General features: G+C 58.1%; 16 protein-coding genes. 10 read left to right on the top strand and 6 right to left on the bottom strand.

What is annotated here, in order from left to right; genetic code table 11:
* Nucleotides 1-98: 98 nt before the first annotated feature.
* Both GOW40_RS16485 and GOW40_RS16480 read left to right on the top strand, forming a co-directional pair.
* A complete protein-coding gene (locus GOW40_RS16485; RefSeq protein ID WP_254444474.1) occupies nt 99-782 on the top strand; it encodes a M48 family metallopeptidase in 684 nt (227 codons plus the stop codon).
* A 42-nt stretch (nt 783-824) separates the two neighbouring features.
* Nucleotides 825-1472 (top strand): GntR family transcriptional regulator, encoded by a 648-nt coding sequence (locus GOW40_RS16480; RefSeq protein ID WP_171131278.1) that lies wholly within the window; start codon nt 825-827, stop codon nt 1470-1472.
* Here GOW40_RS16480 and GOW40_RS16475 read toward each other — a convergent pair.
* Complete coding sequence (locus GOW40_RS16475) at nt 1465-1683, bottom strand: hypothetical protein (RefSeq protein WP_171131247.1); 219 nt, start codon at nt 1681-1683, stop codon at nt 1465-1467. The two genes, GOW40_RS16480 and GOW40_RS16475, sit on opposite strands and share 8 nt — an antisense overlap.
* On the opposite strand from GOW40_RS16475, the gene GOW40_RS16470 reads away from it, so the two are divergent.
* Complete coding sequence (locus GOW40_RS16470; RefSeq protein WP_171131280.1) at nt 1586-2716, top strand: lytic murein transglycosylase; 1131 nt, start codon at nt 1586-1588, stop codon at nt 2714-2716. The two genes, GOW40_RS16475 and GOW40_RS16470, sit on opposite strands and share 98 nt — an antisense overlap.
* Before the next feature lie 3 nt (nt 2717-2719).
* On the opposite strand, the gene GOW40_RS16465 is transcribed toward GOW40_RS16470, so the two are convergent.
* The gene (locus GOW40_RS16465) at nt 2720-3682 is read right to left on the bottom strand and encodes an acetyl-CoA carboxylase carboxyltransferase subunit alpha (RefSeq protein ID WP_171131282.1); all 963 of its coding nucleotides are present in this window, start codon (nt 3680-3682) and stop codon (nt 2720-2722) included.
* Nucleotides 3683-3804: 122 nt separating this feature from the next.
* On the opposite strand from GOW40_RS16465, the gene GOW40_RS16460 reads away from it, so the two are divergent.
* Complete coding sequence (locus tag GOW40_RS16460; RefSeq protein ID WP_171131284.1) at nt 3805-4638, top strand: GyrI-like domain-containing protein; 834 nt, start codon at nt 3805-3807, stop codon at nt 4636-4638.
* A gap of 1 nt (nt 4639) precedes the next feature.
* Here GOW40_RS16460 and GOW40_RS16455 read toward each other — a convergent pair whose 3' ends face one another.
* Entirely contained in the window at nt 4640-5236 is a 597-nt protein-coding gene (locus GOW40_RS16455) for a LysE family translocator (protein ID WP_171131286.1), read from the bottom strand.
* A gap of 73 nt (nt 5237-5309) precedes the next feature.
* Between GOW40_RS16455 and GOW40_RS16450 the strand changes: the two genes are divergently transcribed.
* Both GOW40_RS16450 and GOW40_RS16445 read left to right on the top strand, forming a co-directional pair.
* Entirely contained in the window at nt 5310-5762 is a 453-nt protein-coding gene (locus tag GOW40_RS16450) for an Lrp/AsnC family transcriptional regulator (RefSeq protein WP_171131288.1), read from the top strand.
* Nucleotides 5763-5882: 120 nt separating this feature from the next.
* Complete coding sequence (locus tag GOW40_RS16445) at nt 5883-6464, top strand: PA14 domain-containing protein (RefSeq protein WP_171100036.1); 582 nt, start codon at nt 5883-5885, stop codon at nt 6462-6464.
* A 36-nt stretch (nt 6465-6500) separates the two neighbouring features.
* Here the strand turns inward: GOW40_RS16445 and GOW40_RS16440 are convergent, their stop codons facing one another.
* A complete protein-coding gene (locus GOW40_RS16440) occupies nt 6501-7463 on the bottom strand; it encodes an L-malyl-CoA/beta-methylmalyl-CoA lyase (protein WP_171231089.1) in 963 nt (320 codons plus the stop codon).
* 296 nt (nt 7464-7759) lie between these two features.
* On the opposite strand from GOW40_RS16440, the gene dgcN reads away from it, so the two are divergent.
* From dgcN to GOW40_RS16425, 3 genes are all read left to right on the top strand, one after another.
* Entirely contained in the window at nt 7760-8761 is a 1002-nt protein-coding gene (gene dgcN, locus GOW40_RS16435; RefSeq protein ID WP_171131292.1) for an N-acetyltransferase DgcN, read from the top strand.
* A 77-nt stretch (nt 8762-8838) separates the two neighbouring features.
* Nucleotides 8839-9804 (top strand): N-acetyl-D-Glu racemase DgcA, encoded by a 966-nt coding sequence (dgcA, locus tag GOW40_RS16430; RefSeq protein ID WP_171131294.1) that lies wholly within the window; start codon nt 8839-8841, stop codon nt 9802-9804.
* 30 nt (nt 9805-9834) lie between these two features.
* The gene (locus tag GOW40_RS16425; protein WP_171131296.1) at nt 9835-10695 is read left to right on the top strand and encodes a D-amino-acid transaminase; all 861 of its coding nucleotides are present in this window, start codon (nt 9835-9837) and stop codon (nt 10693-10695) included.
* A gap of 41 nt (nt 10696-10736) precedes the next feature.
* Here GOW40_RS16425 and GOW40_RS16420 read toward each other — a convergent pair whose 3' ends face one another.
* Nucleotides 10737-11051 carry a DUF1244 domain-containing protein gene (locus GOW40_RS16420; RefSeq protein WP_171131299.1) on the bottom strand — a complete coding sequence of 105 codons (315 nt, stop codon included), beginning with the start codon at nt 11049-11051 and terminating at the stop codon, nt 10737-10739.
* Between the two features lie 67 nt (nt 11052-11118).
* Complete coding sequence (locus tag GOW40_RS16415; RefSeq protein ID WP_171131301.1) at nt 11119-11856, bottom strand: N-formylglutamate amidohydrolase; 738 nt, start codon at nt 11854-11856, stop codon at nt 11119-11121.
* A gap of 117 nt (nt 11857-11973) precedes the next feature.
* Between GOW40_RS16415 and pyk the strand changes: the two genes are divergently transcribed.
* Nucleotides 11974-13419 carry a pyruvate kinase gene (pyk, locus tag GOW40_RS16410; protein ID WP_171131302.1) on the top strand — a complete coding sequence of 482 codons (1446 nt, stop codon included), beginning with the start codon at nt 11974-11976 and terminating at the stop codon, nt 13417-13419.
* Nucleotides 13420-13622: the final 203 nt, after the last annotated feature.

The following is a 13622-nucleotide window of genomic DNA, read 5'->3' as shown; positions in this document are numbered from 1 at the left end:
CAAATCCCCTTGATATCAGGTGAATCCTATAAATGATTCAGGTCACCTGCCATAAGAGGCGGGGACTGTCAAAGCCTTTACGCAAAGGGAAATCGACTATGGGGCATCATGCGCTGCCCGGAACACCTCCGGTGCCTCTGACATTGCGGAAATCGGCCCGCGCGCGGCGCATCTCGCTGCGGATTTCCCAGTTGGATGGGCGGGTTACACTGACCTACCCCCATGGTGTGGCCGAGACCGAAGCGCTGAGTTTCGCACAGCAGAAAGAAGGGTGGATCCGACAGCATCTGCAGGACCAGCCCGACCCTGCGCTGGTGCAAATCGGACAGTTGATCCCGGTCGAAGGGGTCGAGCGACGAATCGTGCGCGCAACCGGTCGCAGGGTCGCGCTGACTGCGCATGAAGTGGCCTTGCCAGAGGGCTCGGAAGGGCGGCGTCTGGCGCGGTTTCTAAAAGAACTGGCGCGGGATCGATTGTCCGAAGCCTGTGACGACTATGCCGCCATATTGGGTCGGCCTTACACGACACTGACACTGCGCGACACGCGGTCTCGCTGGGGATCGTGCAGTTCTGCGGGCGGGCTGATGTTCTCGTGGCGGCTGATCCTGGCGCCCTCCGACGTCCTGCATTATGTGGCCGCGCATGAGGTGGCGCATTTGGCTGAGATGAACCATTCCCCGGCGTTCTGGGCGCAGGTCGAAAATATCTTTGGGCCCTGCAAGGCGCAACGCCGCTGGCTGCGCGAAAACGGTGCGGCCCTTCATCGGTATCGCTTTGAGTGATCCGGCTGTTGACCCCCGAGAGTTTTGTGATCACATAGAGAAATGAACACCCCGCGTTCTTCAGACTCTCAGCCCGCAACCCATGACCGGGTGTATCGCGCATTGCGGTCGCGCATCATGCATGGCGAGATCGCGCCCGGACACGCCCTGACCCTGCGCGGGATCGGCAAAGAATTCGACGTGTCGATGACACCGGCCCGCGAAGCTGTGCGCCGACTGGCCGCCGAGGGCGCGTTGTCTTTGTCCACGTCGGGGCGTGTCTCGACGCCCGAGCTTAGCAATGACCGTATCGAAGAACTGGCCGCCTTGCGCGCGTTGCTTGAGGTTGAACTGGCCAGTCGCGCCCTGCCCCGCGCCCACATTGCGCTGATCGACCGGCTGCAAAGCATTAACCTGAACGTTGCTGAAATGGTCACCAAGCGCGACGCGGTTGGCTATATCCGCTCCAATCTGGAGTTTCACCGCACGTTGTACCTGCGTGCGCAAGCGCCTGCGATGCTGGCTATGGCCGAAACGGTTTGGCTGCAATTGGGGCCCACGATGCGCGCTCTATATGGACGCCTGCGAAGAACCGAACCCCCGCGCTATCACAAACTGATCATTGCGGCGCTAAAAGCGGGTGACGAACCGGGGCTGCGGCTTGCCGTGCGATCCGACGTGACCCAAGGCTTGCGTATGCTGGTCAGCTGAGCAGAGACCCGCCCATTACAAAAACCTGAACCTCAACAGCCGACAGGTTCTGGCTCGGATTCAAAGACTGCGCTAGTATATGGGCAATCATCAAAACAGAGCAGTCACCGAACATGATTAAACGACGGACATTTTCCATCGGGCTTGGGGCGTCTTTGGTCGCCGCCTGTACCGGAGGCACACCTTCGAACAGCCAGGCCCCATCGCGCATGCGTGCCGTTCCCAATCCGGGCTATGACGCGTGGGTCGCCAGTTTCAAGGGGCGCGCGGCGTCGCAAGGGATCTCGCAGGCCACAATAGACCGCGCTTTCCAAGGCGCCGGCTACCTGCCCGGAGTGATCGAGCGTGACCGTAATCAGGTTGAGTTCAAGCGCTCGCTTGAGGATTATTTGGCCATCGCAGCCTCGGATGAGCGTATCAGCACCGGTCAGGCGATGCTGCGAAAATACAATGGAACGCTCAGCCAGATTGAACAGCAATATGGCGTCGACAAAGAGGTTGTCGTGGCTGTTTGGGGGTTAGAGAGCCGATACGGTGCGCGGCGAGGTGACGTGCAGGTCGTTTCGGCACTGTCGACGCTTGCCTATGACGGCAGGCGCGGGCAATTTTTTGAAAGCCAGTTAATCGCCGCCATGAAGATCATTCAGAACGGCGACACCACGCCTGACAAGATGACCGGCAGTTGGGCCGGGGCGATGGGCCATACGCAGTTCATCCCGACCTCATACCTGGCCTATGCGGTGGATTTCACCGGCGACGGGCGGCGCGATATCTGGTCAGATGACCCTACAGATTCGCTGGCCTCAACCGCCGTCTATCTGTCGCGCGCGGGTTGGGTACGCGGGCAACCTTGGGGCGGCGAAGCTGGCACTGTGTCAGGCACTCCGGTCGCCGTATTGCAACCACAAACACCGGGCCCGCGCATCGCTGTGTTTCGCAACTTTCAGGTGATCAAACGCTATAACAACTCGGACAGCTATGCGATTGGTGTCGGCCATCTGTCCGATCGCATCGCAGGCGGCGCGCCGTTTCAGGCCTCATTCGGTCCCGATGCCACAGGGCTGACGCTGGATGACCGAAAAGCTCTGCAACGCCGCCTGACCGCAGCAGGCTATGACACGCAAGGCGCCGACGGTGTGATCGGGAACAATACGAAATCCGCAATCTCGGCCTATCAGCGTGCCAACGGGCTGCCCGTGACCGGAGAGCCCTCGGTTGCTTTATTGCGGCGATTGGGAGGCTAACGCTTAGGCCGCCAAGCCTTTTGAGCCGATATCCAGGAATTTTTGGCGGCGGTCGTTAATAAGGGCCGCCGCATCCTTGCCGTCCAGATCTTTCAGCATCGACGCGATGGCCTTGCGCACCGATGTCATCGCCGCCAGTGGGTCGCGATGCGCGCCACCCTTGGGCTCGTTGATGATGCGGTCGCACACACCCAGTTTGTACAAATCCTGCGCTGTCAGGCGCAGCGCTTCAGCCGCTTCGCGCATCTTTTCAGCGTCTTTCCAAAGAATCGAGGCGCAGCCCTCTGGTGAAATCACCGAATAGACCGAGTGCTCCAGCATCGCGACCCGATTGGCTGTTGCAAAGGCAACCGCGCCGCCTGATCCACCCTCACCGATGATGACCGAGACCAGCGGGACACCGATCTTCAGGCACATTTCGGTCGAGCGCGCGATGGCCTCGGATTGCCCACGCTCCTCAGCGCCTTTGCCCGGATAAGCCCCTGCAGTGTCGATCAGAGTGATCACCGGCAGACCAAACCGCCCCGCCATTTCCATCAGGCGTACAGCCTTGCGATACCCTTCCGGGCGCGCCATGCCGAAATTGCGTTCGATCCGCGATTTGGTGTCCGAACCCTTTTCATGGCCAATCACCATCACAGGCCGATCTTCGAACCGCGCCAAACCACCGATTACCGCCAGATCATCCGCAAAGTTCCGGTCGCCTGCCAGCGGTGTGAACTCGGTAAACAGCGCATCCACATAGTCATTACAATGGGGGCGCTCGGGGTGCCGCGCCACCTGACATTTCCGCCATGGGGTAAGGTCAGCATAAAGCTCATCCAGCAACTTGGCCGCCTTGGCATCCAGCGCCGCGGCCTCTTCGGCCACATCCATTTCCTCATTGGCACGGGCCAGCGCGCGCAGCTCTTCAGCTTTGCCTTCGATCTCGGCCAATGGTTTTTCGAAATCCAGATACTGGGTCATGACGCCTCTCAACGCGGAATTTCCCTGCTATATGACCTGACGTTGCGCAGGATGCAACTCAGCAAGATTTGTGGAGCGTGGTCATGCGATCCAGAACAGGCAAGGAACAGGAAGGATGCCAAATGGCAAACAGCTATGAGAAACGGGTGCTGCGTGTGTTGTCGTATATCTATGACAATCCTGCTGGTGATCTGTCGCTGGATGCCTTGGCCGACGTCGCCGCGATGTCGCGGTTTCACTGGCACCGGGTGTTTCGCGCGCTGACAGGCGAGACCTGTGCACAGGCTGTGCGCAGGATCCGTTTGCACCGCGCGGCCTGTTGGCTGGTTCAAACGAACACGGCGGTCGACAAGGTGGCGGCAGATATTGGCTATCCTAACCTGAAATCCTTTGCGCGGGCCTTTTCCGAGGCCTATGGCAGCAGCCCGGTTGCATTCCGCAAATCGGGACAACTTCTGCCTGCCAATCCACATTTCAGAACCGGAGAATACCCAATGCATCCTGTAGAAACACGGACCGAACCTTCCCGGCGCGTTGTCGCCTTGCCCCACAAAGGCAGCTACGCCGAGATCGGAAAGAAATTCGAGGCCTTCGGTGCCTTGTGCGAGGCGCGTCAGCTTTGGCCGCAAGTTGGCCCGGTGATCGGCCTATACCTCGACAGCCCTGACGCTGTACCCGAAGACCAACTGCGCAGTTATGCCGGGGCAGAGTTTCGCGGTGACGCCACACCTGAAGGGATGGAAAATCTTGAAATCCCAGGTGGAAAGACGGCCGTTCTGACCTTCAAAGGCCCCTATTCAGGGCTGCACGCGGCGTATCACAGCCTGTTTGGCAATTGGTTGCCGACATCAGGCGAAGAACCTGCCGATCAGCCGTGCTATGAGATCTATCTAAACGATCCGCGCGAGACCGCGCCCGAGGATTTGTTGACCGAGATCTGCCTGCCTTTGAAATAACTCAGGTCGGCCAAAGGACCGGATAGAGCGACGCGATCAGCAAAGCAGCCATGGTCCAATTGAAGATCACCAACCGGCGCGGGTTCGTAAGCACCCGCGCCATTTGCTGCCCCAGGATGGTCCAGGCACTGACCGAAGGCAGGTTGATCGCACCAAAGACCGAGGCCACAATCAACACGGCATAAAATGTCTGATCCGGCGTGTAAGCAGTTGTCGCAGTCAGCGCCATGGCCCAGGCCTTCGGGTTCACCCACTGAAAACTCGCAGCCTGCAGGAAAGTCATCGGTTTGCCCGCTGCGCCGCCCGACTGTACAGGTGCTGCATGGGCAATCTTCCAGGCCAGATACACAAGATACACGACCGAAGCGACCTTCAGCACTGTATAGCTGACCGGAAACCGGTCAAAGACCTGAACCAGCCCCGCCCCCACCAGAACCACCATCAGGGTAAAGCCGATGCCGATCCCCAGCATATGCGGCACGCTCAGCCGAAAGCCAAAATTCGCGCCCGAGGCCATCAGCATGAGGTTGTTGGGCCCCGGCGTGATCGACGAGACAAAGGCAAAGGTCATCAAGGCAAAGAGCAGATCATATGTCATGCGGTGCATAATCTCTTGGGTGCAGGCAAATGAAATTGCCTTTTCATGCACAGATCCCTAAATCTCACAATCAATGACCAAGTTTGACGATCTAAACCGCAGAATATTGCACGAGCTTTCGCGCGACGGGCGGATCAGCAATCAGGATCTCGCCCATCGCGTGGGCCTGTCGCCCTCTGCCTGCCTGCGCCGGGTGCAGGAGCTGGAGCGGGCAGGCGTGATCTCTGGCTATCGCGCGGTTCTGAACCCGGTGGCGCTTGGCGTCGGCTTTACCGCCTATATCGGCGTTGGGCTGGGCGAGCACACCAAAGCCGCGCAGGAAGGAACTGAACGCGCCTTGCAAAATGCGCCCGAGGTTGTCGAATGCCATAACATTACCGGCACAATCGAATACCTGCTGCGCGTTGAATGTGCGGATATGTCGGCCTACAAAACCTTCCATACCGATGTGTTGGGAACCCTGCCCCATGTCACCTCAATCACCACCTATGTGGTGATGGATTCACCCAAAGACCTGCGCGCGTAACGGAAAAACTGTGAATTTAATCATCTTGCGAGGTTAAAATTCACAGCTTAGTGTCATCTGAAAATAGCAGCCTTATCGTTGAAAAACACCAAAAGAGGCGCACAGTCAGGGAGACTAAAGATGAACTACGCACGGATGGGGGCAATCGCGACCTGCGTTGCCTTATTGGCCGGAGCGGCCTTTGCAGCACCGCTCAAGCTGCAACCCGCCAGCCCACAACCCTCGAACCCGAAGGCAGGTCTGGACGTCAAATATGCCTGGGAAGGCAACCCGCCACGCAAAATCCAGAATTTGGCCAAGGTAGAGCATCTGCTTAAGAAAGCTCAGCCTGGCCCTCCATTGAGAGGGCTGGACTACCGAGAAACCAATGATGGTGATCCAGTATTGACCTACGACAAGGCATACAATGTAGCTGCAGAAATCACCGGATATATCCGCTTTGACGCACCCGGTATTTACGAGCTGGAAACCTGGTCAAATGATGGCATTGATGCATGGATCGGTGGACAACAAGTTGGGTATCTCAACAATCGGCAGCCATGCGATCGCAACCAGCGGACGGAAGTGGAAGTTCCCCAAGCGGGTTGGTACCCACTGCATATCAAGTATTTTCAGAAGTACGTCGCGTCTTGTCTAATGATGAAATGGGGCAAGCAAGGCGAGCGGCTTACCTGGACGCCAAACGATGTCTTTGGCCGGTAGAATGGACAAAAGGCGCTCAACCGAGCGCCTTTTTGATCAGCTTCCGGCGGCAATCAATTCGGCCTGCGCCACGATCACCTCGGCCTGTTTGATTGAGGCGATATCGACAAGGCGACCTTTGTAGACGGTCGCGCCCTCCCCATTGGCTTTGGCCTGTTCCATCGCCGCCAAAATCTCGCGCGCCTCAGAAACCGCTGCGTCTGACGGGGTGAACACCTGATTGGCCAGAGCGATCTGTTTCGGATGAATCGCCCATTTTCCAACCATCCCTAGTGTCGCCGAACGTTTGGCCTGCGCGATATAACCTTCGTCATCCAAGAAATCGCCAAACGGGCCATCAACAGGCAGAACGCCATGGGTACGGCACGCGGCCACGATAGCAGCTTGCGCCCAATGCCACGGGTCCGACCAGTGTTTCTCGCCCTCGCGCAACATGTAATAGTTCACTTGCGTGCCACCGATCCCAGTCGTTTGCATGCCCATTGAGGCCGCAAAATCCGCGGCACCCAAGCTCATCGCTTGCAAACGGGGGGACGCGGCAGCGATCTCTTCAACATGGGCGATACCGGCCGCAGATTCGATGATGACTTCAAAGGAGATAGGCTTGGTGCGTCCCTTGGCGCGCTCGATTGCAGTGACAAGCGCATCAACTGCGTAGACATCCGCAGCGCATCCCACTTTGGGGATCATGATCTGATCCAGACGGTCACCCGCCTGTTCCAGCACGTCCACCACATCGCGGTACCAATAGTGTGTGTCCAACCCGTTGATCCGCACCGACATGTATTTCGAGCCCCAATCAACCGTATTGAGCGCCTCGATCACATTGGCGCGGGCCGCATCTTTGTCGGATGGCGCGACCGAGTCTTCCAGATCAAGGTTGATCACATCCGCTGCCGAGGCCGCCATTTTGGGAAAGAGTTTGGTGTTTGATCCCGGGCCAAACAGCTGGCAGCGATTAGGTCGCGCCGGAGCGCTGGGTTGGATACGGAAACTCATCTGGGCCTCGTGCAAGCAATGAAATTACGATTTCGTCACTCGATTGGGTATTAAATTACCAAGACATGCGCAACCACCATTGTGCGACTGCGGCAATGCGCCTGCAGCAAAAGTGGCGAACAGAGCCACTTGAGGGTGATGAAAGTTTGATCACTTTAAAAACTTCGAAGAATTTCGCGTTCTTTATCCAAAATGCAGGAAATTTTCCCACTCCTCCAGTCAAAGCCCGGGCAAATAGCGAAGCCTTCGTTGAACCGCTTCTTTACCTTGTCCCGGAATCAAAGGAGTGCAGCGCGATGATCGAGACACCGTATCTGTTGTTTTTGGGCGATGCGCCCGACATGTTGGCGGCCAAAGTGGCAATTGGCATTAGGGACTGGCGTCCGGAAAACGCTGTGGGTCAGTTGCGGATGGAAGGTTGCCAAGCCGATCTTGGCTTGACCGACATGACATTGGCCGAAGCCAAAGAGGCCGGAGCCAAAACTCTGGTCATCGGTGTGGCCAACCGTGGTGGCATCATCAGCGAAGCCTGGAAAGAGGTTTTGATCGCCGCGCTTGAGATGGGATATGATCTGGCCTCGGGCCTGCACAACCTGCTGCGCGACGAAGGCGATCTGGTGGCCGCAGCACAAACCCATGGTGGCACTTTGCATGATGTGCGGGTTCCGACCGTTGGTTATCCGATCGCCAATGGCAAAAAACGCAGCGGCAAACGCTGTCTGGCCGTAGGTACCGACTGTTCAGCGGGCAAGATGTACACCGCGATGTCGATGGATGCCGAAATGCGCAAGCGTGGAATGAAATCGACCTTCCGCGCCACAGGCCAGACAGGCATTCTGATCACTGGGCAAGGGGTGCCTCTGGACGCAGTGATCGCGGATTTCATGGCAGGCTCTGTCGAATATCTGACGCCTGAAAACGATGCGGATCACTGGGATCATATCGAGGGCCAGGGTTCGTTGTTTCACGTGTCCTATTCCGGCGTGACCATGGCGCTGATCCATGGCGGCCAGCCTGATGCGCTGATCCTGTGTCATGAACCTACGCGGACGCATATGCGCGGCCTGCCCGAATATTCGTTACCGACTCTGGCCCAGCTGCGCGACACGGCGCTGCCGCTGGCGCGCGTCGCAAACCCCGATTGCCAGGTTGCCGGTGTTTCAATCAACACACAGCATCTGAGCGAGGACGCGGCGAAAGACTATATCGCCAAGGTCGAGGCCGAGATGGGCCTGCCCGCGACAGACCCCTATCGCTTTGGCGCCGGTAAACTGGTGGACGCGCTGGCCGCGTTGTGATCTGAACGGCGCGCCGGTTAGTGGGTCTTGATCCGCCTCCGGCGGCCGTATTTGGAACGAGAAGAAGGACGGGGTGCGTGCAGGTAGAAGTCTCTCGCGATGTGTTTCAGCTGGCGCAGGTGTTCACCATCTCGCGCGGATCCCGGACCGAGGCAAAGGTGCTGACGGTTCGGATCTCGGACGGGGAACATCAGGGCTGGGGCGAATGCGTGCCCTATTCGCGCTATGCTGAGACGCTGGAGTCGGTCGAGGCCGAGATAGCCGCCCTTCCCGCAGAATTCACACGGCAGTCGTTGATCGACCTTCTGCCCGCTGGCGCGGCGCGGAATGCGGTGGATTGCGCCCTTTGGGATCTGGAATGCAAACGCGCGGGCAAGCGTGCTTGGGATCTGGCCGGGCTGCCGGTGCCGGGGCCCGAGATCACCGCCTATACCCTGTCTTTGGATACGCCTGATGCAATGCAGGCACAGGCCACGGCCAATGCCCATCGCCCTCTGTTGAAGATCAAGCTGGGCACCCCCGACGACATGCCGCGTCTTGAGGCGGTGCGCGCGGGTGCGCCCAAATCCACGATCATCGTCGACGCCAATGAAGGTTGGTCCGCCGATGTCTATACCGATCTGGCCCCGCATCTGGTGCGTCTGGGCGTGGCGCTTGTGGAACAGCCCCTGCCTGCCGGGGAAGATGACGCGCTGATCGGGATGGAGCGTCCGGTGCCTGTCTGTGCCGACGAATCCTGCCATGACCGCGCCAGCCTGCCCGCGCTGAAAGGCAAATATGACGTGGTGAATATCAAGCTGGACAAGACCGGTGGCTTGACCGAGGCTTTGGCCCTGCGTCAGGCGGCGCTGGCCGAGGGCTACAAGATCATGGTGGGCTGCATGGTCGGCAGCTCTTTGGCGATGGCGCCTGCAACACTGCTGGCACAGGGCGCGATGGTCACAGACCTTGACGGCCCGCTTCTGTTGGCCGAAGACCGCTCTACCCCGCTGAGATTTAATGAAGCAGGGGTCCACCCGCCTGCGGCCACACTTTGGGGCTGACCCAAGCCTTCGAGACGAAAAGGAACAAGCATGACCCGCACCGTTTACGTAAATGGCGAATACCTGCCCGAGACTGAGGCCAAGGTTTCGATCTTTGACCGCGGCTTCCTGATGGCGGACGCCGTCTATGAGGTGACGAGCGTTCTGGACGGCAAGCTGATCGACTTTGAAGGTCACGCGGTGCGCCTGAAACGCTCGCTCGACGAATTGCAGATGGCCGAGCCGTGCGGCAAGGACGAGTTGCTGGAGATTCACCGGAAGCTGGTGGACCTGAACGAGATCGACGAGGGGTTGGTGTACCTGCAAGTGTCGCGTGGCAGCGATGGCGACCGGGATTTTGTGTTTCCCTCTGCGGATACCAAGCCAACGCTGGTTCTGTTTACCCAAAACAAACCCGGCCTGGCCGACAGCCCGGCATCGAAGAAAGGCGCCAAGATCATATCGATCGACGACATCCGCTGGGGGCGTCGGGATATCAAGACCGTGCAATTGCTCTATCCATCGATGGGCAAGATGATGGCCAAGGCCGCGGGCTGCGATGACGCCTGGATGATCGAAGATGGCTATGTGACCGAAGGCACCAGCAACAACGCCTATTTCGTGAAAAACGGCAAGATCGTCACGCGCCCGCTGTCAACTGACATCCTGCATGGGATCACTCGCAAGGCCGTGCTGCGGATGGCGCAAGAAGCGCAGATGGAAATCGAAGAGCGCCTGTTCACCATCGACGAGGCGAAAGAGGCAGATGAAGCCTTTACCACCTCGGCCAGTGCCTTTGTCATGCCTGTAATCGAAATCGACGGCGTTGCGCTCGGGGATGGCACCCCGGGGCCGATTGCCAAGCGACTGCGTGAGATCTATCTGGACGAAAGCCGCAAGGCAGCGATCTAATTTAGAAGCCCGCCAAATTGGCGGGCTTTTTGTTGCAGCCGTTAGCTTTCTTTGCCGACATTCTCTTCGAAGGCCACTTTGAAGGCTGCCTGTTTGTCCGGGCTCGCCTCGGTCTGGTAATTGGCTTTCCAGTCATCCATGGTCATGCCGTAGAAAATCTGACGAGCTTCGTCCTTGCCCATCTCGATACCTTTTTCGTTCGCCGCTTCCTGATACCAGCGCGACAGGCAGTTGCGGCAGAACCCGGCCAGATTCATCATGTCGATGTTCTGGACGTCCGTGCGATCCTCCATCAGATGCTTTTGCAACCGCCGAAACGCGGCAGCCTGAAGTTCGATTTCCGTTTGCTTGTCCATGGTCCGGCTCCGATTGCGTGGCGTATTCTGTTGGAGGTAGCAACCAAAGGCCCACGTTTCAACTGACCTATAGTCCGCTGCGCCCAAGCGCGTCTTGCAGGATCACGGCCAATCGCTCAGCCCACTCCTGCTGGCCCGCGTGGTCTGCGATCAGATCGTTGCGCAGCTCGATCAGGACATTGGGAATGCCGTGTTTGGTGCAATGTCGATCTATGGCATCACCAGGCAGGACCCCTGCATAGGGTTCATTCACTCCGACACACAGGTCATCTTCTTGCTGCAACCGCGCAATCAAAGGGGCCGGGAACCTTTCGTCCGGTGTATGCAACACCCCAATATGCCAGGGGCGCGGTTCGCGCCCGCGCAATTGGCGGGTGAAAGAATGCATCGAGACCAGAACGGTGCCGGGCCGAGCCAATAACTGGCCCAAGGCCGTGTCATAGGGCCGATAACACAGGTTCAGACGACGCGCGCGCTCGGCCGTATCCGCATGTCTGTTTCCTGGAATGATCGAGCCGTCATAAAGCTTCATAAGCAGGGTCGGATCGTCTTCGCCCCGGTTGGGATCAATGACCAAGCGCGAGAAATTGGCGGCCACGACAGGCGCGTTCAACATTTCGCCCAGATGCTTTGAGACTTCATAGGCGCCGACGTCATAAGCAATGTGGCGTTCCATGTCTTCCCGCGGCAAGCCCAGATCGCCCTCGCAGATTTCGGGCGGGACGGTATTGGTGGCGTGATCGCAGCTTATCAACCAGCGCGACGGACGGTCAGCGCCGTGAACGAAGAACGGAGAATATGTCATGAGCCTGTTGTCTAGTTTGCCGCAGATGTAGGACAGTTGCTTCGGAAAGGGAATTGCGCAATAAGCAGCTGAAACACTGTTTGCGGTAACATTTGGGACATGAGGAGAGCAATACCTATGCGACGCCTGAGAAGTGTGAAAATCGTGGCGACGCTGGGACCGGCGTCGAATGATTACGATACCATTCGCGCCCTGCACGAGGCGGGTGCGGATGTCTTCCGCCTGAACATGAGCCACGGCAGCCATGACGAGATTCGCGAACGGCATCGCATCATTCGTCAGATCGAAAAGGATCTGGACAGTCCGATTGCAATTCTGGCCGACCTTCAAGGACCCAAGCTGCGGGTTGGCGTCTTTGCCAATGACGCGGAAGAGCTGGAGGAAGGTGCAAGCTTCCGTCTGGATCTTGATCCCGAACCCGGCGACGCATCGCGCGTTTGCCTGCCCCACCGCGAGATTTTCGTGGCGCTTGAACCTGGTGCCCGCCTTTTGGTCAATGACGGCAAGATTCGCCTGATCGTTCAGGAGTGCGGCGAAGATTTCGCAAATTGTACCATCGAAGTTGGCGGCACGATCTCGAACCGCAAGGGTGTCAACGTGCCTGACGTTGTTCTTCCCTTGGCGGCCCTGTCGGAAAAAGATCGGGACGACCTTGAATTCGTTTGCCAACTCGGCGTCGATTGGCTGGCTCTCAGCTTTGTGCAGCGCGCCAAGGACGTGTTCGAAGCGCGCGCATTGGCCGACGGGCGCGCGGCGATCCTGTCCAAGATTGAAAAGCCCGCAGCGGTCGAAGATTTTTCCGCTATCCTTGATGCCTCTGACGGGATCATGGTGGCCCGTGGCGATCTCGGTGTTGAATTGCCTGTTTCCGCCGTTCCACCGATCCAGAAACGCTTGGTGCGCCAGTGCCGGAGTGCGGCAAAACCGGTGATTGTGGCAACTCAGATGTTGGAGAGCATGATCGACAGCCCGATGCCCACGCGCGCCGAGGTTTCGGACGTCGCAACGGCGATTTATGAAGGTACAGACGCCATCATGCTCAGCGCTGAATCTGCTGCTGGGTCGTACCCGATCGAGGCGGTTCAGACGATGAACAAGGTCGCGATAGAGGTCGAGGCCGACCCTACGTATGAACAGATCATTGCCTCCTCTCGCTCCGCGAAGGGCACGACAATTGCTGATGGCATCGTAGCGGCGGCCCGTGAGATCGCTGAGAAAACCGACATCAAGGCAATCTGCTGTTTCACCCAAAGCGGCACAACAGCTTCGCTGACAGCGCGGGAAAGGCCCGGTGTTCCGATCATCGCCATGACATCTCAACGCACTACCGCCCGCAGATTGTGCCTCAGCTGGGGCTGTAACTGTGTGATGACACCGGTGCTGGAACGGTTCAAAGGTGCAGTGGTGAACGCAGCCCGCGCAGCGCGCGCCGGTGGGTTCGCCACCGAAACCGATCAGATCGTTGTCACTGCGGGTGTTCCATTCAATGTTCCCGGAACAACCAACATTCTACGCGTGGCACCTTGTGATGAACGCCTGATCTACAGCACTGACCCGGAATAGCCACAAGCCTTCTTTTCAGATCAGATCTTCCTGACGCAGGAAAAGCCCAAACTCGCCCTGTCCGAGTTTGGGTTTTTGCATTTGGTTCAAGCCGCTCAGTGCCTAAAAAATAAACACAATTTGACCGCCAAACACGAGTTTGGCACAATGCGACACATCTTCAGGTGGACAGTCTTGAAGGTATTTCTACGAGCAGTCTCAAA

Origin of the sequence: Ruegeria sp. HKCCA6707, from assembly GCF_013033515.1 — a bacterium.
GTDB lineage: Bacteria > Pseudomonadota > Alphaproteobacteria > Rhodobacterales > Rhodobacteraceae > Ruegeria.
Note: the sequence above shows the minus strand (reverse complement) of the source record. Positions and strands in the feature narration are given on the sequence as shown.

Coding starts and splice junctions, on each gene's coding strand:
- GOW40_RS16465 (WP_171131282.1), bottom strand. CDS start 3,682: ATGACCCAGTATCTGGATTTCGAAAAACCATTGGCCGAGATCGAAGGC.
- GOW40_RS16440 (WP_171231089.1), bottom strand. CDS start 7,463: ATGAGTTTCCGTATCCAACCCAGCGCTCCGGCGCGACCTAATCGCTGC.
- GOW40_RS16480 (WP_171131278.1), top strand. CDS start 825: ATGAACACCCCGCGTTCTTCAGACTCTCAGCCCGCAACCCATGACCGG.
- GOW40_RS16450 (WP_171131288.1), top strand. CDS start 5,310: ATGACCAAGTTTGACGATCTAAACCGCAGAATATTGCACGAGCTTTCG.
- GOW40_RS16460 (WP_171131284.1), top strand. CDS start 3,805: ATGGCAAACAGCTATGAGAAACGGGTGCTGCGTGTGTTGTCGTATATC.
- GOW40_RS16420 (WP_171131299.1), bottom strand. CDS start 11,051: ATGGACAAGCAAACGGAAATCGAACTTCAGGCTGCCGCGTTTCGGCGG.
- pyk (WP_171131302.1), top strand. CDS start 11,974: ATGCGACGCCTGAGAAGTGTGAAAATCGTGGCGACGCTGGGACCGGCG.
- GOW40_RS16445 (WP_171100036.1), top strand. CDS start 5,883: ATGAACTACGCACGGATGGGGGCAATCGCGACCTGCGTTGCCTTATTG.
- GOW40_RS16425 (WP_171131296.1), top strand. CDS start 9,835: ATGACCCGCACCGTTTACGTAAATGGCGAATACCTGCCCGAGACTGAG.
- GOW40_RS16415 (WP_171131301.1), bottom strand. CDS start 11,856: ATGACATATTCTCCGTTCTTCGTTCACGGCGCTGACCGTCCGTCGCGC.
- GOW40_RS16455 (WP_171131286.1), bottom strand. CDS start 5,236: ATGACATATGATCTGCTCTTTGCCTTGATGACCTTTGCCTTTGTCTCG.
- GOW40_RS16475 (WP_171131247.1), bottom strand. CDS start 1,683: ATGCGCGATGGGGCCTGGCTGTTCGAAGGTGTGCCTCCGGTACAGGCG.
- dgcN (WP_171131292.1), top strand. CDS start 7,760: ATGATCGAGACACCGTATCTGTTGTTTTTGGGCGATGCGCCCGACATG.
- GOW40_RS16470 (WP_171131280.1), top strand. CDS start 1,586: ATGATTAAACGACGGACATTTTCCATCGGGCTTGGGGCGTCTTTGGTC.
- GOW40_RS16485 (WP_254444474.1), top strand. CDS start 99: ATGGGGCATCATGCGCTGCCCGGAACACCTCCGGTGCCTCTGACATTG.